This window comes from Microbacterium sp. AR7-10, from assembly GCF_001878835.1.
Lineage (GTDB): Bacteria > Actinomycetota > Actinomycetes > Actinomycetales > Microbacteriaceae > Microbacterium > Microbacterium commune.
The window spans coordinates 68393-85337 of the sequence record NZ_MJIR01000069.1; the positions used below are offsets into that span (position 1 = coordinate 68393).

The 16945-nt window shown below is 71.0% G+C and carries 11 protein-coding genes; 3 read left to right on the forward strand and 8 right to left on the reverse strand.

Features of this window, described 5'->3' with window-relative positions:
• Positions 1–178 precede the first annotated feature (178 nt).
• Positions 179–2023 (forward strand): HSP90 family protein, encoded by a 1845-nt coding sequence (locus tag BFN01_RS09700; protein ID WP_071643834.1) that lies wholly within the window; start codon positions 179–181, stop codon positions 2021–2023.
• A complete protein-coding gene (locus BFN01_RS09705) occupies positions 2023–4833 on the forward strand; it encodes a hypothetical protein (protein WP_071643836.1) in 2811 nt (936 codons plus the stop codon). The genes BFN01_RS09700 and BFN01_RS09705 overlap by 1 nt, the downstream gene beginning before the upstream one ends.
• 201 nt (positions 4834–5034) lie before the next feature.
• Here BFN01_RS09705 and poxB read toward each other — a convergent pair whose 3' ends face one another.
• The 8 genes from poxB to gabT form a co-directional block, all read right to left on the reverse strand.
• Positions 5035–6759 (reverse strand): ubiquinone-dependent pyruvate dehydrogenase, encoded by a 1725-nt coding sequence (poxB, locus tag BFN01_RS09710; protein ID WP_071643838.1) that lies wholly within the window; start codon positions 6757–6759, stop codon positions 5035–5037.
• Between the two features lie 26 nt (positions 6760–6785).
• On the reverse strand, positions 6786–7220 hold the full coding sequence (locus BFN01_RS09715) for a pyridoxamine 5'-phosphate oxidase family protein (RefSeq protein ID WP_071643840.1): 435 nt from the start codon (positions 7218–7220) through the stop codon (positions 6786–6788).
• Positions 7221–7319: 99 nt separating this feature from the next.
• Positions 7320–8681 (reverse strand): NAD-dependent succinate-semialdehyde dehydrogenase, encoded by a 1362-nt coding sequence (locus BFN01_RS09720; protein ID WP_071643842.1) that lies wholly within the window; start codon positions 8679–8681, stop codon positions 7320–7322.
• A 68-nt stretch (positions 8682–8749) separates the two neighbouring features.
• Positions 8750–10219, reverse strand: coding sequence for an NAD-dependent succinate-semialdehyde dehydrogenase (locus BFN01_RS09725; RefSeq protein ID WP_071643874.1), 1470 nt, complete (start codon positions 10217–10219; stop codon positions 8750–8752).
• A gap of 28 nt (positions 10220–10247) precedes the next feature.
• Positions 10248–11813 carry an APC family permease gene (locus BFN01_RS09730; RefSeq protein WP_071643844.1) on the reverse strand — a complete coding sequence of 522 codons (1566 nt, stop codon included), beginning with the start codon at positions 11811–11813 and terminating at the stop codon, positions 10248–10250.
• The gene (locus tag BFN01_RS09735) at positions 11813–12706 is read right to left on the reverse strand and encodes a universal stress protein (RefSeq protein ID WP_071643846.1); all 894 of its coding nucleotides are present in this window, start codon (positions 12704–12706) and stop codon (positions 11813–11815) included. Before BFN01_RS09735 ends, BFN01_RS09730 begins: the two co-directional genes overlap by 1 nt.
• Positions 12703–14082 (reverse strand): NAD(P)/FAD-dependent oxidoreductase, encoded by a 1380-nt coding sequence (locus BFN01_RS09740; RefSeq protein ID WP_071643848.1) that lies wholly within the window; start codon positions 14080–14082, stop codon positions 12703–12705. Before BFN01_RS09740 ends, BFN01_RS09735 begins: the two co-directional genes overlap by 4 nt.
• An 87-nt stretch (positions 14083–14169) precedes the next feature.
• On the reverse strand, positions 14170–15528 hold the full coding sequence (gabT, locus tag BFN01_RS09745) for a 4-aminobutyrate--2-oxoglutarate transaminase (RefSeq protein ID WP_071643850.1): 1359 nt from the start codon (positions 15526–15528) through the stop codon (positions 14170–14172).
• Between the two features lie 161 nt (positions 15529–15689).
• On the opposite strand from gabT, the gene BFN01_RS16020 reads away from it, so the two are divergent.
• Positions 15690–16131, forward strand: a 442-nt coding sequence (locus BFN01_RS16020) for a PucR family transcriptional regulator ligand-binding domain-containing protein (protein WP_371261019.1), incomplete at its 3' end; no start/stop codon positions are given.
• Positions 16132–16945: the final 814 nt, after the last annotated feature.

Here is a 16945-nt window from a genome sequence, read left to right on the forward strand (position 1 = left end):
GTCCGCCTCCTCGCCGCGACCCTGGGGCACGGTGAAGGATGCAGACGACTGCCCCTCAAGTGTACGGCATCCGGAACCGTCGGCCGAACCGGCGCCGACACCCGCGTGAGTCGCGAGTGTCGGGCAGACTGGGATCCGTGGGTCGCTACCGGCTCAGGAAGCCGACGAGAGGGGCGCAGTGGGCGCGGATGTGCAGCAGTTCCAGGTGGATCTCCGCGGAGTCGTCGATCTGCTGAGCAGGCACATCTACTCCGGCCCTCGCGTGTACCTGCGCGAGCTGCTGCAGAACGCTCGGGATGCCATCGCCGCCCGCTCCGAGGTGGACGGCGGCGGCACGGGCATCCGGATCACCCCGCTCGCCGACGACGGCGGCGAGTTCGTGCTGCGCGACGACGGCGTCGGGCTGACGGCGAGCGAGGTCGCCGACCTGCTCGCGACGGTGGGTCGCACCTCGAAGCGCGACATCTTCGACATGCCCCGCAGCGACTATCTCGGACAGTTCGGCATCGGGCTGCTGAGCTGCTTCATGGTCTCCGACCGCATCGTCATCCGCTCGCGCAGCGCGCGTGGGGGTGCGGGGGTGGAGTGGACCGGCAGCTCCGACGGCACGTTCCAGGTCGTCGATCTCGACGAGGAGGTGCCCGTGGGCACGAGTGTGCACCTCACGCCCCGCTCCGAGCACGCCGACCTGCTCCGCCCGGCAGCGGTCCGGCAGCTCGCGCAGGACTTCGGGGAGTTCCTGCCCGTGCGGATCACGATCGCGATGCCCGGCGGCGACCTCGAGGTCACCCGCCCCGCGCCGTTCCTCGGCGAAGGAGACACGCAGGCCGCACTCGCGTACGGTCGCGATCTGATCGGCGCGACCCCGATGGACATCATCGAGATCTCGGAGCCGGCCACCGGAACCCGCGGGCTCGCCTACGTGCTGCCGTTCGCGCCGCCGCCCAACCTGCGGCAGGCGACGCGCACCTATCTCGGTCGGATGCTGCTCGCCGAGCGCTCGACGGAGGTGCTGCCCGACTGGGCGTTCTTCGTGCGCGCGGTCGTCGACACGACCGGCCTCTCCCCCACCGCCAGCCGAGAGTCGCTCGTGGAGGACGGCGCACTCGAGCACGTGCGCGAGCAGCTCGGCGCCGGCATCCGCCGGTGGGTGCTCGAGCTCGGACTCACCGCCCCGCACCTGCTCACCCAGTTCGTCGCGGTGCACGAGCTCGGCCTGAAATCGCTCGTGCGCCACGACGACGAGCTCGCCCGCTTCATCACGCGCTGGCTGAGCGTCGAGACCACCCACGGCAGCGTCCGGATCGGCGACCTCGTCGAGCGCCACCGCCATATCCGCTACGCGCGCACCGTCGACGAGTTCCGGCAGGTCGCGGGGATCATCCCCTCCTCCGAGGTGCTCGTCAACGGCGGGTATCTGTACGACGCGGATCTCATCGCCGAGCTTCCCGCGCTGTTCCCGGAGGTGACGGTCGAGCAGATCGACGTGACCGGCGAGCTCGACCGGCTCGACCCGCCCCCGCTCGATGACCGGGAGGCGGCGATCGCGCTGGAGGCGCGGGCGGGCGCGGTGCTCGCCGCATCCGGATGCGCGGTGATCGTGCGCGCGATCGACCGCGCGGACCTCAGCGGCCTGTACGTCGCCGACCCGCGGGTGCTGCGCGCGATCGATCGCGGCCGCACCAGGGGAATCGCGGGCGGGCTGTGGGGCGGCGTGCTCGCGCGGATCGACGACACGGTCGGCGATGCGGGCGATGACGACGTGCGCGCCCGGCTGTGCCTGAACTGGTCGAATCGCGTCGTGCGCACCCTCTCCGCGGTCGACGACGACGCCGTGTTCGCGCGCACGGTGCAGCTGCTGTACATCCAGGCGCTGCTCGCCGGCCACCACCCGCTGACCGATGCCGACCGGGCGCTGATGACCACCGCTCTGACCGACCTCGTCGCACTGTCCGCCGGCGTGCGAGACGATTTCCCCTTCGACGGGCTCGACCTGCCGGACGCTTTCACCGAGGAGCCCTGATGACCGACCGCACGACGCGCTTCCGGCAGCTGCTCGACGAGATCGACAGCACCCCCTGGGGCCCGCACGAGCAGTCCCTCACGGCGGAGGCCGTCGCCCTCGCGCAGGAGCTCGGCGACGAGCAGCTCGAGTACCAGGCGCGCATGCGGCAGACGGCGTCGGCGAACATGGGCGGGCTCACCGACGTGATGCTGACCTCGTTCGCATGGTGCCTCGCCCACCACGACGCCGACCCGCTGCGCTTCCCGCTCGACATCGACAACGGGGCCGCCGACCTCATGTGGCAGTTCAAGTGGATGGCTGCGACGCTGCGCGCGTCGCCGGCGTTCTCGAGCGAGCAGATCGCGGCTGTGCTCGACGACATGGAGGCGCACTACTGCCGCGCCGGGATCGGCATGAGCGGCGTGCTGACCGCCCGCTTCGAAGACGCCTGGGCCTCGGGTCGCATCGACGAGGCCGAGCGGCTGCGGGGTCTGCTCGAGACGACACCCCGTGACGACTACAGCCACTGCGATGCGTGCGGGCGCAGCCAGAACGCCGGCTTCTTCGCCGCGACCGATCGCGACGAGCAGGCGATCCGCCTGGTCGAGGAGATGATCGAGGGCGGCTTCTCGTGCGGCGAGGAGCCCGAGCACGCCCTGTCGCGCGTGCTGCTGCCGTATCTGCGCGCCGGCCGGCTGGACGACGCCAGGTCGGCGCACCTGCGCAGCTACCGGCTCGCGAAGGACAACCCCGACAACCTCGGCATCGTCGCGAACCACATCGTGTTCGCCGCGGTCACGGGCAACGAGGCGCGGGCGCTCTCGCTCATCGAACGTCACCTGCCGTGGCTGGCGCACGACCCGCTGAACGTCGACGGGCACTTCGCGCTGCTCTCCGCGATCGCGTTCGCCCTCGATCGCGTGGTCGCCGTCGGCCACGCGGACGCGACGGTGCGCGGCGCGGACGCCGCCGGGCTCGCGCCGTTCTTCGGCGACCGAGAGGGCGGGTGGACGGCATCCGCCGTCGCGGATGCCGCGAGCGCCGCCGCCGACCGGATCGGGGCGGAGTTCGACGCCCGAGACGGCTCGGACTGGCATGCGCAGCGCCGGGCCCGCATGCGCGCCCTGGCGGACACGCGCTGGGATGTGCCGGTCCGTTCCGACGCGTTCGCGGTGGACGCGCCGTCACCCGAGCCCCAGGATGCGCAGGGCTGGTACGAGCGTGCGATCGCCCTGGCCGGCTACGGCTCCGAGCAGGACGCGCTGGCCGCGGCGGACCGCGTCGGCGACCGCGCCGATGGCGGGCTGGCCGACGCCGAGAAGCGGGCGCGGCTGCTGGGTCTGCGCATCGGTGCGCTCACCTCGCTCGCGCAGTGGGACGCGGCCGAGGCGCTGCTGCCGCTGCGCGGGGAGGCGCTTCGGGAGGCCGGGCACCCGCAGCAGGCAGATCTGGAGGCCCGCCGCGGACTCGCGCTGTACGGGCGCGGCGACGTGGGCGACCATGCGAGCCTCGAGCAGGAGTGGGCGGATGCCGCCGGCCTGCCCTCCTGGTCGCGCGGGGACATCGCACTGACCCTGGCGGCGCTGCGGCTGAGAGGTGACGATCCCATCGGCGCGGTCGAGCTCACCGAGCACGCCGCCGTGTGCTTCGCCGAAGCCGACGACGAACGGCTGGTGACGGCGAGCCGGATGCTGCGCGCCATGGCATGGGTGGCTCAGGGGGAGATCGATCAGGCTCACGAGATGCTCGAGTCGCTGCTGGCCGATGACGCCCTGAACCCCGGCCACCGGGCGCGCCTGCTCGAGATGCGCGCACGGCTGCTCGGCGGTGCGGGTCGGCTGGAGGAGGGCGCCGCCGATGCGGACGCGGCGGCCGGCATCCTGACCTCGCTCGGCGCGATCACGGCGCTCGCAGAGACGCAGATGCTCGCCGGCGCCCTGTGGGATGACGCCGGACACCCCGATCAGGCCGTGCCGCGCTACCGCGCGGGAATCCGCCTGATGCGCGAGCGCGACGCCGACGTCAGCGGCGCCGACTTCCGGCTCGGCCGCGCGATGCTCGCCGCCGGCCACGCGGCCGAGGCTGCCGAGCTGCTCGGCGATGTGCTGCAGCGCGAGGAGGACGGCGGCGCGTCTGCGGCGTCGCGGGCGATGACCGCCGCCGTACTGGGCCGCGCTCTCGCCACCGCCGAGGAGTACGGCCAGGCGATGGGCGCGTACGGGTACGCGGCCGAGCTGCACGCCGAGGCCGGCGAGCCCGCAGAGCAGGCGCTGGTGCTCACCGAGCAGGCGAAGATCCTGGCGCGATTCGGCGAGCATTCCGACGCTCGCGACCTGCTCGAGCAGGCGGCCGCGCTCGTGCGGCCCACCGACGCGATCGGCGCCCTCGTCGAGGTGCTGCACAACCTCGGCCAGTCGTACGGCGGCGACCGCGATGAGCGCGCGTTCGCGCTGTTCGACGAGGTGCTCGCCCTCGCGGTCGAGCACGAGGCGGACTGGCTGGTCGCCGACGTCACCGACTCGCGCGGCCGCGCGCTGATCGAATTCGACCGCATCGACGAGGCGATCGCCGCGCTGCTCACCGCGGCCGACGGCTTCGCGGCGATCGGGGATGCCGGGTCGGCCGGCGGTTCGGAGCTGTTCGCCGCCCGCACGCTCGCGGCGGCCGAACGGCTCGACGACGCCGTGCCGCTGTATCGCAGCGTGCTCGACAGAGCTGCGGAGTTCCCCGCGCTGCGTCAGGTCGCCGCTCTCGAGCTCGGCGATGTCCTCGACAAGCTCGGCCGCACGGGCGATGCCGCGCAGGTGCGCACGCTGCTGGACGAGTAGGTCCCCCGGCGCGGCATCCGGCATCTCGACTCATCCGAGGTAGGCGAACACGCGAGCGCAGGACGAAACACCCGGATTCTCTCCTACCTCCGCCTGTTCACCTGCGCTGCCGCGGGCAGGCAAACAGGCGGGCAGGCAAACAGGCGGGCAGGCGAACAGCCGACGCTCCGTGACGCATGACCGGGCGCGCCGGACGGCGCGTCAGAAGAGCTGACGCCAGTTGGCCTTGGCGAGGTCGAGCAGCTCATCGCCTCGTCCCGACATGACTGTCCGGATCGCGTACAGGGCGAAGCCCTTCACCTGCTCGGCGCTGACCGACGGCGGCATCGAAAGCTCCTGCCGCTCGGTGACCACGTCCAGCAGGGCCGGCCCGTCGTGTGCGAGCACCTCGGCCACCGCATCCAGCAGATCCTCCGACCGCTCGACCCGGCGCGCGAAGATGCCCAGCGCCGACGCGACCGCCGCGAAGTCGGGGTTGTCCAGGTCGGTGCCGTAGGTGACGAAACCGGCTGCCTTCATCTCGAGCTCGACGAAGTTCAGTGACGAGTTGTTCACCACGACCACCTTCACGGGCAGACGGTTCTGGGTGATCGTGATCAGCTCGCCGAGCATCATCGCGAGTCCCCCGTCTCCGGCGAGGGCGATCACCTGCTGATCGGGCCTCGCGGTCTGCGCACCGATCGCGTGCATGATCGCGTTCGCCATCGAGCCGTGGGTGAACGAGCCGATCAGCCGCCGCCGCTCCGTCATGGAGAAGTAGCGCGCGGCCCAGACCGTCGGCGAGCCGACATCCGCCGTGAAGATGGCATCCGACGCCGCAGCCTCATCGATCAGCCGGGCGAGGTACTGCGGGTGGATCGGCGCCTTGCCGCGAGCCGGCACGGCCAGCTCATCCAGCTTCGCGCGCGTCTTGCGGTAGTGCGCGACGGCGTCGTCGAGGTGCGAGCGATCGCTCTTCTCGGCCAGCCGCGGCAGCAGCGCACCGACGGTGGCCTTCACATCGCCGACGAGGCCGAGATCGAGCGGATGCCTGCGCCCGAGCTGCGAGCCCCGGATGTCGACCTGGATCGTCGTCGCGCGCTCGGGGTAGAACTGCGTGTACGGAAAGTCCGACCCGAGCACGAGGAGGACGTCGGCCGCCTCCATCGCACGGAACCCGGACGCGAAGCCGAGCAGGCCGGTCATCCCGACGTCGAACGGATTGTCGTACTCGATGTGCTCCTTGCCCCGCAGCGCGTGCACGATCGGCGCGGCGAGCCGGTCTGCCAGAGCGACGACCTCGTCGTGCGCACCCTCGACTCCGGCCCCGGCGAGGATGGTCACCTTCCGCGTGCCATTGAGCAGCGTGGCCGCCTGCTCGAGCTCTGCCGGGCTCGGGGTGATCACGGGATTCGTGCGCGGGATGACGACGGCGCGGTCGTCGGCGATCTCGGCGAGGGCGACGTCTCCCGGGATCACCAGCACCGCCACGCCGCGCTGCTCGATCGCCGCGCGCATCGCGATCTCCATCAGGCGCGGCATCTGCGTCGGGTCGGCGACGTACTCCACGTACACGCTCGACTCGCGGAACAGCTCCTGCGGGTGGGTCTCCTGGAAGTACCCGGTGCCGATCTCGACCGTGGGGATGTGGGCGGCGATCGCGAGCACGGGCACCCGAGACCGGTTCGCGTCGTAGAGTCCGTTGATGAGGTGCAGGTTGCCCGGGCCGCAGGATCCGGCGACCACGGCGAGGTCACCTGTGAGCGCGGCATCGGCAGCCGCGGCGAACGCCGCAGACTCCTCATGTCGCACATGCACCCAGCGGATGGCGCCGTCCTTGCGGAGCGCGTCGGTGAAGCCGTTGAGCGAGTCGCCCGGGATGCCGTAGACCCGGTCGATGCCGTTGGCGCGAAGCGTGCGGACCATGTTCTCAGCGACGGTCGTCATGCCTCGACCCTACGCCCGCCCGCGGATCAGTACTCGGCGACGCCGTAGCGCTCCGGCTCACCGGTGCGCCGGAACGCCCGTCCGCTCACCGTGGTCGGCTCGATGCGCACGTAGTTGTACTTGAGTGTCGGCACCCACGGGGTCAGCCCCAGCCGGTCGGCGGCCTCCCGCTCGTCGAGGGTGTCGAGCGTGCGTGCCCTGCCGCGCACGATGACGCTCCAGGCGTCGGCATCCGTGTGGTCGTCGACCTCGAAGATCACCTCGTCGTTGACGGTCAGCTCCACCAGCTTGCTGCCCTCCGCGGTGCGGAAGACGATCGAGGCGCCGTCGGTGACGTAGTTGATCGGGAAGATGTCGATGACGTCGCCCACCCGGGTCACCAGGCGCCCCAGCTCGAAGCCACGAAGGCGCTGCCAGCATTCCTCTTCGCTCAGCCGGACGACCGGATCCTCGGTGGTCATGACGCGCTCCTTCCGCCTGGTTCGAGACTATCCCCGAAGACGCCGACGCGGTACGGGCGGATGTCGCCCGTACCGCGTCGATGACGGTGCCGGTGATGCTCAGGCGGTGCGGATGAGCTTCTTGTTGACGAACTCGTCGGCGGCCAGCAGACCCAGCTCGCGCGAGGTGCCGCTGCGCTTCACCCCGCCGAAGGGCAGCTCGGGGCTGTCGGCGAGGGCGATGTTGACGTAGACCATGCCCGCCTCGATGCGATTCGCGACGCGCTCAGCCTGCTCGGCGTCGGTCGTGAAGACGTACGAGCCGAGGCCGAAGGCGGTGTCGTTGGCCAGCTCGACCGCGGCGTCCTCATCGGCGACGCGGTAGACGACCGCGGCCGGGCCGAAGAGCTCCTCGCGGTACACGTCCATCTCCGGCGTCACGTCGGCCAGCACGGTGGGTGCGAAGAACGCGCCCTCGCGGGTGCCTCCGGTGAGCACCCTCGCGCCCTGAGCGACAGCCGTGTCGACCTGCTCCTGCAGGCGCTCGGCGGCAGCGAGCGACGACAGCGGGCCGAGCACGGTGTCCTCCTGCGTCGGGTCCTCTGCCGAGACGGCAGCCAGCGAGGCGACGAACTTCGAGGTGAACTCCTCGTACAGCTCGTCGACGATCACGAAGCGCTTCGCGCCGTTGCACGACTGCCCGTTGTTGTCGAGGCGCGCGTCGACGGCGAGCTGCACGACCGAGTCGAGGTCGTCGGTGGAGAGCACGATGAACGGGTCGGACCCGCCCAGCTCGAGCGCGACCTTCTTCAGGTTGCGCCCGGCGACCTCGGCGACGGCGGCGCCGGCGCGCTCGGAGCCGGTGACCGAGACGCCCTGCACGCGCGGGTCGGCGATGATCGTCGCCGCCTGCTCGTTGGTGGCGTAGACGTTGACGTACGCCCCCTCGGGCAGACCGGCATCGCGGTAGATGGCCTCGATCGCCGCAGCCGACTCGGGGCACTGCGGGGCGTGCTTGAGGATGATCGTGTTGCCGATCGCGAGGTTGGGAGCGGCGAAGCGGGCGACCTGGTACGCCGGGAAGTTCCACGGCATGATGCCCAGCAGCGCACCCAGCGGAGCGCGGCGCACGAGCGCGCTGCCCTCGCCGACGATCTGCAGCGGCTGGTCGGCCGTGATCACCTCGATGTTGTCGGCGTAGTACTCGATGATGTCGGCGGCGAACTCGACCTCGCCGACCGCCGCGGCGATCGGCTTGCCCATCTCGCGCACGATGATCGCGCCCAGCTCGTCCTTGCGCTCGCGGTGCAGCTCGGCGATGCGGCGGATCACTCCGGCCCGGTCGGCCGGAGCGGTCGCGCCCCACACCTTCGCGGCCGACGCGGCCGACGCGACGGCCCGCTCGATCTGCTCGTCGGTGGCGGTGTCGTAGCTGGCGACGGTCTCGCCGGTGGCCGGATTGACGACGGCGTAGTCGGTCATGTCGGTTCCTCTCGTAGGGGCGGATGCTGAGGTGGGCCCGCGACCAGGTCGCGGGCCCACCTCGCGGGTCAGCTGTTCGGAATCAGGGTGTACTTGGTGGACAGGTACTCGTGGATGCCCTCGGCGCCGCCCTCACGGCCGATGCCGGACTGCTTCACACCGCCGAAGGGAGCCGCGGCATTCGAGACGACGCCCACGTTCAGACCCATCATGCCCGTCTCCAGCGCGTCGATCATCCGGTGGCCCCGGGCGAGGTCCTCGGTGAACACGTACGAGACGAGTCCGTACTCGGTGTCGTTCGCCAGCCGCACGGCCTCCGCCTCGTCGGCGAAGGTCGCGATGGCGAGCACGGGCCCGAAGATCTCCTCGCGGAGGATCGCGCTGCCGGCGACCACATCGGTGAGCACGGTGGGCTCGTAGAACGTGCCGGCGCCCTCGACGGCCTTGCCGCCGGCGAGCACGCGGGCGCCGCGGTCGACGGCGTCGCCCACGAGCTCCTCCGCCTTGGCGACGGCGTCCTCGTCGATCAGCGGGCCGATGGCCACGCCGTCTTCGGTGCCGCGGCCGATCTTCATCGCCTGCACGCGCTCGGACACCCGACGGCCGAACTCCTCGGCGACGTCCTGGTGCACGATGAAGCGGTTGGCTGCGGTGCAGGCCTGTCCGATGTTGCGGAACTTCGCGGCCATCGCGCCGTCGACCGCCTTGTCGAGATCCGCGTCCTCGAAGACGACGAACGGGGCGTTGCCGCCCAGCTCCATCGACACGCGCAAGATGCCGTCGGCCGCCTGTGCGATGAGCTTGCGACCCACCTCGGTCGACCCCGTGAACGAGAGCTTACGCAGCCGCGGGTCGGCGATGATCGGGCCCGACAGCGCGCCGGAGCGCGAGGTCTGCACCACGTTGACGACGCCGGCGGGCAGGCCCGCCTCCTCCAGCAGCTTCGTGAAGAAGATGGTGGTCAGCGGGGTCAGGGCCGGGGGCTTGATCACGACGGTGCAGCCGGCGGCGAGCGCCGGTGCGATCTTCCGGGTCGCCATCGCGAACGGGAAGTTCCACGGGGTGACGAAGAACGACGGGCCGACCGGGCGCTGCGACACGATCATCTGACCGGTGCCCTCGGGGTTGCTGCCGTAGCGGCCGCTGATCCGCACGGCCTCCTCGCTGAACCAGCGCAGGAACTCGCCGCCGTAGACGACCTCGCCGCGGGCCTCGGCGAGCGGCTTGCCCATCTCGAGGGTCATCAACAGCGCGAGGTCCTCCTTGTGCTGCTGCACGAGGTCGAAGGCGCGGCGCAGGATGTCGCTGCGGGTGCGCGGGGCGGTGGCCGCCCAGGCGTCCTGCGCGGCGACGGCCGCGTCGAGGGCCCGGATGCCGTCGGCGGGTGTCGCGTCGGCGATCGAGGCGATCACCTCGTTCGTCGCGGGGTCGCGCACGTCGAAGGTGCGCCCCTCCTCGGCATCCGTCCACTGCCCGCCGATGAAGAGGCCGCCGGGGACGCGGGAGAGGAGTTCCTGCTCGTTCGATGCGAGTGTCATGGTCATCTCGATTCTGTGGGAAGGATGGTCAGCGGCGGCGGGCGCTGGGCGGGGCGTCCACGCTCAGCGTCTCGCCGCGGAAGAAGGCGGGGGCGAAGATCCGCTGCACGAACATCAGCACCGCACCGAAGACGAGCAGGCCGACGCCGATGAAGAACACGATGCCGATGCCGCCCTCGCCGTTGGCGTCGACGCCGATGGCGATCGATCCGTAGTCGGGCGCGAGGCTGTCGACCGCGGTGATCACGAACAGCACGAGCAGGATGATGCCGCCGACGAGCGGGCTGGCGAACTTGAAGAAGAAGTCCTTGCCCGAGTCGAACCACTGGCGGCGGAAGTACCACACGCACGAGAGCGCCGTGATGCCGTAGTAGAAGCAGATCATCATGCCCAGCGCGAGGATCGTGTCCCACAGCGCGTCCTCGCTGAGGAAGCGCATCACGGCGTAGAACCCGCCCGCGACGACCGCGGACACGATCGTCGCGTAGCCAGGGGTGAAGAAGCGCGGGTTGACTCGGGCGAACTTCCGGGGCATCGCGCCGTAGTGCCCCATGGCGAGCAGGGTGCGGGCCGGCGAGATGAACGTCGACTGCAGCGACGAGGCAGACGAGGTGAGCACCGCGAGCGAGAGCAGGAAGGCGAGACCGCCCATCACCGGACCGGACAGCGCGAAGAACACGTTGCCGCCGATGTCCTCGTTGGTCAGACCGAGGCCCTCATCGCCGATGCCGGAGTACATCAGGCTGCTGATGGTGAGCAGGAGGTAGATGGCGATGATCGAGACCACCGTGAGCATCGCGGCGCGGCCCGGCGTGCGCTCGGGGTCCTTCGCCTCCTCATTCATCGTGAGGGTGACGTCCCACCCCCAGAACATGAAGACGGATGCCGACAGCCCCATCACGATCATCGAGAGTCCGCCCTGGATCTCGAACGGGTTGAACCACGCGAACTCGGGCAGGTTCGCCTCGAACGCGCCGCCCTGCACGGTCTCGACGATCGCCATCACGGAGAAGAGCACGAGGATCGCGACCTGGAAGGCGACCAGGCCGTACTGCAGCTTCTGCGACGTCGACACGTCGCGGTACGACACCCAGGTCGCGAGGGCCACGAAGATCAGGCACACGGCGACGTTGACGAACGGGTTGCGCGTGATCGACGCGATCTCCTCGTTGCCGGAGATCTGCGAGATCAGCAGGAAGAGGAAGTCGACGGCGATGCCGGCGAGGTTGGACAGCACGAGGATCGTCGCGACGATCAGGCCCCACCCCGCCATCCACCCCACGTACGGGCCGAAGGCGCGGGTGGCCCAGGTGAAGCTGGTGCCCGAGTCGGGCATGGCCTTGTTGAGCTCGCGGTAGCCGAAGGCCACGAGCAGCATCGGGATGAAGCCGAGCAGCAGGATGGCCGGAACCTGGAACCCGACGGCGCCCACCGCTCCGCCGATCCCGGCGGTGTACGTGTACGCAGGGGCGATGCACGAGATGCCCATCACGAGGGCGCCCAGGACGCCGACGGTGCCGACGCTGAGACCCTTGCGGGAGATACCGGTCGTGACTCCGGAGTCGGGCGCCATCGCCCGATCGGTGCTGGACATCAACGTTCTCCTGCTTCAGCGCGGGTGCGCGGGACGACGATCATGGGTACGGGAAGCTCGTGCAGCATCTTCGCCGCAGTCGATCCCAGGAAGAGCCGGCGGGGCTGGGCGAGTCGGCTGGAGCCGACCATGACGACCTCTCCCGGATGCCAGCGCAGGTGCGCCACGGCGTCTTCGACGCTGTCTCCTGCCGCACGCTCGACCTCGGCCTCGATGCCCTCGGGGAGGGCTGCCCGCACCTGCTGCAGGACGTCCTCTCCGTGCGCGTTCTGCGCGAGGGTGATCGCGCCGGTGTCGAGGCCGGCCGGCACGTCGAACGGCACGAGCGAGACGAGACGCAGGGTGCCGTGGGCGGCTGCCGCGAGGCGGGCCGCCTCCTCGACCAGCGCGTCGGCGCCGGCACGGGTGCCGACGGCCGCCGTCACCCGCGGGATCGGCATCTCGGCGTCCGCGTTGTCGCGGGAGCCGGCGGGTGCCAGGGCCACGGGGATGGGCGAGGAGTGCACGAGTTCGGAGGCGACGGAGCCGAGGCGGTGGCGGCCGAGGGTGGTGCCGTTGGCCGCCCCGACGACGAGGAGCCGCGCGTCGAACTCCTCGCCGGCGGCGATGATGCCCTCGGCGAAGGATTCGTTGAAGCGCACGTGTCCGAGGCAGCGGACGTCGGCGGGCACCTGAGCGACGGCTGTCCGCAGCCAGGCCTCGGCCTGCGCGCGCACGTGCTCCTCGAAAGCGCGCTCCGGGGGCACCACGGCCGAGCTGCGGGTGCCCTCGGGCGGAAGCACGATGACGAGATCGAGATGCGCGTCGATGCTGCGCGCGAGCCTGGCCCCGAGGGCGAGGGCGTCGGCGCCCTCGTCCGTCGCCGTGTATCCGACGACGATCGACCCGGTCATGCCTCGGCGACCTCGGCGCCGGCCTTCTCGAGGATCTGCGAGGCGGCGAGGCGCCCCATCCGGATCGCACCGTCGACGTGCTGGTACCCGGCGCCGGCCATGTCGCTGCACGCGAAGTGGATCGGGCCGACGGCGGTGCGCAGGTCGGCGCCGTAGCGGTGCAGGCCGCCCATGTCGAAGCTCGCGGCGTAGGCTCCGCGGGTCCACTCCTCGCTGCCCCAGTCGCTCTCGTAGTACACGACCGGGTTCTTCGCCTCGGGACCGTAGTAGTGCGACAGCGACTCGAGGATGCGCTCCTTGCGCTCCTCGGCGCTCAGCGTGAACAGGTCGTCGGCGTTCTGGTCGCTGACGAAGCCGACCAGCGTGCCGCGCTCGTCACCGTGGTTGGTGTTGTCGTACGCCTCGTGCGAGAGCTCGTAGGGGCTGAACGCGGTGCCGCTGAGGCCCTGTTCCCGCCAGAACGGGCGGTCGTACACGGCGTGCACCTTGATCACGAAGCCCATCGACAGGTGCTGGTGCAGCTGGTGCTGGCGGCGCGGCAGCGGCGGCACGAACGAGATGCGGTCGTACAGCACGGGAGCGTGCGCGAGGATCGCGTGCGTCGCGCGAACGGTCATGCCGTCAGCGTGCGCGACCACTCCCTGGTCGGACCACTCGAGCGTGCGCACCGGCTGGTTCAGGAAGACGTCGTCGCCGAGGCGCTCGGCGAGCAGCTGCGGAACCTGCTGCAGGCCGCCGACCACGCGCTTGTCGAGGATGAAGTCCGCGTCGACGAGGTTCGAGTACGACCCGGCGGATGCCGCCATCAGCAGCGACTGCAGCAGCGAGAACGCGTGCGTCGGCTTGGTGAGCATGGCGGAGCCCGTGGCGAAGGCGAGGTTTCGGACGGCCTCGTCATCGTCGGTCTGCCGGCGCAGCCAGGCATCCCAGGTGATCGAGTCCCACTCGGCGGCGTTCGGGTGCTCCCACGGACGGTCGGGGTCGATCTCGGCCACCATCGCGTCGAGGCGCTCGGTGATCTCGGCGATGACGGCCTCTGTCTCGGCCGATACGGGGAACATCTCTCCCGTGAAGCGGTGCACCGCACCATCGGGACCGACGTAGACGCTGTCGCCCTCGCGGTAGCGGTCGAAGGTCTCGAGGCCCAGCTCGGCGATCGTCTCCTTCAGGGCGTCCTGATCGGGCGAGACCCACTGACCGCCGAGTTCGAGCATCGCGCCCTCGATCTCGTCGGTCCAGAGCCGGCCGCCGACGCGGTCGCGCGCCTCGAGCACGGCCACCGACAGGCCGGCCCTGCGCAGCTCGTTCGCCGCTGTGGTGCCGGCGGCTCCCGCGCCGACGATGACGACGTCGCGCGTGATCTCGTGCTCTGCCATGGGTGATCTCCTTTGATGCGGAATGTACGAGCCGGGGTGTGTCGGCCGCGACCCCTGATCCCCCGACCAGGGTCGCGGCCGACCGTCTCAGGCGCCCTGGAGCGCGGTGGCGAGGACGTCGATGCCCTCGTTCAGCAGGTCGTCGCCGATCGACAGCGGCGGCAGGAAGCGGATGACGTTGCCGAAGGTGCCGCAGGTGAGGATGATGACGCCCTCGGCCACGCACGCCTTCGCCACGGCGGCGGTGAGGGCCGCATCCGGAGCGCCGGTCTCGGGGTCGACGAATTCGACGGCGATCATCGCGCCGTGGCCGCGGATGTCACCCAGGCGCGGGTCGTTCTCGCGGATCGCGCCGAGGCGGTCGGTGAGCACCGCACCGATCTGCTGAGCCCGTTCGATGAGCCCGTCGTTCTCGAAGGCGTCGATCGCGGCGAGCGCGGCCGCGCAGGCGATCGGGTTGCCGCCGTAGGTGCCGCCCAGGCCACCGGCGTGGGCGGCGTCCATGATCTCGGCACGGCCGGTGACGCCGGCGAGGGGCAGGCCGGCGGCGATGCCCTTGGCCGTGGTGATCAGGTCCGGCTCGATGCCGAAGATCTCGCTGGCGAACATCGTACCGGTGCGAGCGAAGCCGGTCTGCACCTCGTCGGCGATGAAGACGACCCCGTTGGCGCGGCACCAGGCCACGACCGCGTCGAGGAATCCGTCTGCCGGGACGATGAAGCCGCCCTCGCCCTGGATCGGCTCGATGATCACGGCGGCGAGGTTGTCGGCACCGATCTGCTTCTCGATGAGGGTGATGGCGCGCGCGGCCGCCTCGGCGCCGGTCAGCCCGTCGCGGTACGGGTACGAGCCCGGAACGCGGTAGACCTCGGGGGCGAACGGTCCGAATCCGGACTTGTAGGGCATCGACTTCGCGGTCAGCGCCATGGTGAGGTTGGTGCGGCCGTGGTAGCCGTGGTCGAAGGCGACGACGGCCTGGCGTCCGGTGTGCTTGCGGGCGATCTTGATCGCGTTCTCGACGGCCTCGGCACCCGAGTTGAACAGCGCCGTCTTCTTCGCGAAGTCGCCCGGGGTGAGGCGGTTGAGCGCCTCGGCGACGTCGACGTACGACTCGTACGGCGAGACCATGAAGCAGGTGTGCGTGAACTGCGCGGCCTGGGCGGCGACGGCGGCTGCCACCTTCGGGTGGGCGTTGCCCACGCTCGTCACGGCGATGCCGGATCCGAGATCGATGAGCGAGTTGCCGTCGGCGTCGACGACGACACCGCCGCCGGCGGCGACGACCGAGACGGGCATCGAGTGCGCGACTCCGGCGGCGACGGCTTCGGCCTTGCGGGCGAGGATCGCGGCGGAGCGCGGGCCGGGCAGGTCGGTGACGACACGACGGACCTGCTCGAGGGTGGGTCCGCCTGCGGGAATCGTGGAGGTCTCGTCGATGAGGGTCATGAGGCGAGGCTACGACTCGGCCCGACGGGACGCATTCGCCGCAGCGTACACTTCTGATCATCCATTCGCCGCGTTGTACAACATGAGGAGATCCCGTGGAGATCGCCACCCCGCCGACGCTGCGCACGCTGCTGGGAAACGGGGATCTGCGCCTGAGCCTGGTGTCCGCCGAGCGCTCCCTCGCCGACGGGGCACTCGACCGCCCCGTGCGCGGCGTGCACAGCTCGGATCTGGTCGACCCGACGCCGTTCCTGGCCGATGATCTCGTGCTGATGACCACCGGCAGCCAGTTCGCCGACCACGACGAGCGCGGGGTCGGCGACTACGTCGCCCGTCTCGTGCACCGCGGTGTGCGAGCGCTGGGTTTCGGCTCAGGTGTGCACCGGGTGGGACCGCCCGACGAGCTCGTCGCCGCGTGTGCGGCGTCGGGGCTCGCGCTGTTCGACGTGCCGTACGACATCCCGTTCCTCGCCGTCGCCCGAGCGCACGCGGAGGCGATGGCGTCGCACGCGTACGCTCGGCGCACCTGGGCGCTCGAGGTGCAGCGCGCTCTCGCCGTCGCGGCGCTGCGGCCGCGCGGCCTGGAGGCGACCCTCGCCGAGCNNGCTCGGCGGCTGGGCTGCTGGGTGGGGCTGTTCGACTCGAGCGGGACGATCGCTCAGGAGCATCCGGCCTCTCTCGCCGGCGGCGCGGATGCGGTGGCGGATGCCGTCGCCGAGCTGCTCGGCCGAGGGACGACCGCGACGCGCTCGCTCGAGGAGGGCGAGCGCACCGTGACGCTGTACACCCTCGGTCGCAGCTCGCAGCTGAAGGGCGTCATCGCGGTCGATCTGCGCCCCATCGACGCCGAGGCGCGCGCCGTGATCACGACCGTGATCGCCATGGCGGGCCTGGCGCTCGAGCAGAGCGAGCAGCTCGCCCGCGGGCGCCGCCGCATGCACACTCAGCTGCTCGCCTCGCTGCGGGCGGATGATCCGACCCTCGCCCGGCGCACGCTCGGAGCCCTGCCCCCGGCGCCGATGGTCGTCGCGACCGCCGCCGACGCGCCGGTCGAGGCGATCGTCGGCTGGTTCGAGCGGCAGCGCGCGGTCGGCGGCACGGTGTCGTTCGTGGCGGAGGACGCCGACGGGCTGACGATCTGCCTGGGGGCATCCTCCAGAGCGCTGCTCGACCAGGTGGCGGGGCGATTCGGCATCCGGATCGGCGTCTCCGAGCCGGCCGAGTACAGCGCATTCTCGCATGCGCATGCGCAGGCGACGACCGCTCTGCAGCGTTCCGGCGGGGACGGCGTGATCGAGTATCACGACGTCGAATCCGGCGGAGTGCTCGACGCGCTCGTCTCGGCCGAGACGCGGACCCTGGCGCGCACGAGGCTCGCGCCGCTGCGCGCGCACGACGCTGTCTCTTATACACATCT

Coding starts and splice junctions, on each gene's coding strand:
- BFN01_RS09735 (WP_071643846.1), bottom strand. CDS start 12,706: ATGACCGGGTCGATCGTCGTCGGATACACGGCGACGGACGAGGGCGCC.
- BFN01_RS09740 (WP_071643848.1), bottom strand. CDS start 14,082: ATGGCAGAGCACGAGATCACGCGCGACGTCGTCATCGTCGGCGCGGGA.
- BFN01_RS09720 (WP_071643842.1), bottom strand. CDS start 8,681: ATGACCGACTACGCCGTCGTCAATCCGGCCACCGGCGAGACCGTCGCC.
- BFN01_RS09730 (WP_071643844.1), bottom strand. CDS start 11,813: ATGTCCAGCACCGATCGGGCGATGGCGCCCGACTCCGGAGTCACGACC.
- BFN01_RS09725 (WP_071643874.1), bottom strand. CDS start 10,219: ATGACACTCGCATCGAACGAGCAGGAACTCCTCTCCCGCGTCCCCGGC.
- BFN01_RS09715 (WP_071643840.1), bottom strand. CDS start 7,220: ATGACCACCGAGGATCCGGTCGTCCGGCTGAGCGAAGAGGAATGCTGG.
- gabT (WP_071643850.1), bottom strand. CDS start 15,528: ATGACCCTCATCGACGAGACCTCCACGATTCCCGCAGGCGGACCCACC.
- poxB (WP_071643838.1), bottom strand. CDS start 6,759: ATGACGACCGTCGCTGAGAACATGGTCCGCACGCTTCGCGCCAACGGC.
- BFN01_RS09705 (WP_071643836.1), top strand. CDS start 2,023: ATGACCGACCGCACGACGCGCTTCCGGCAGCTGCTCGACGAGATCGAC.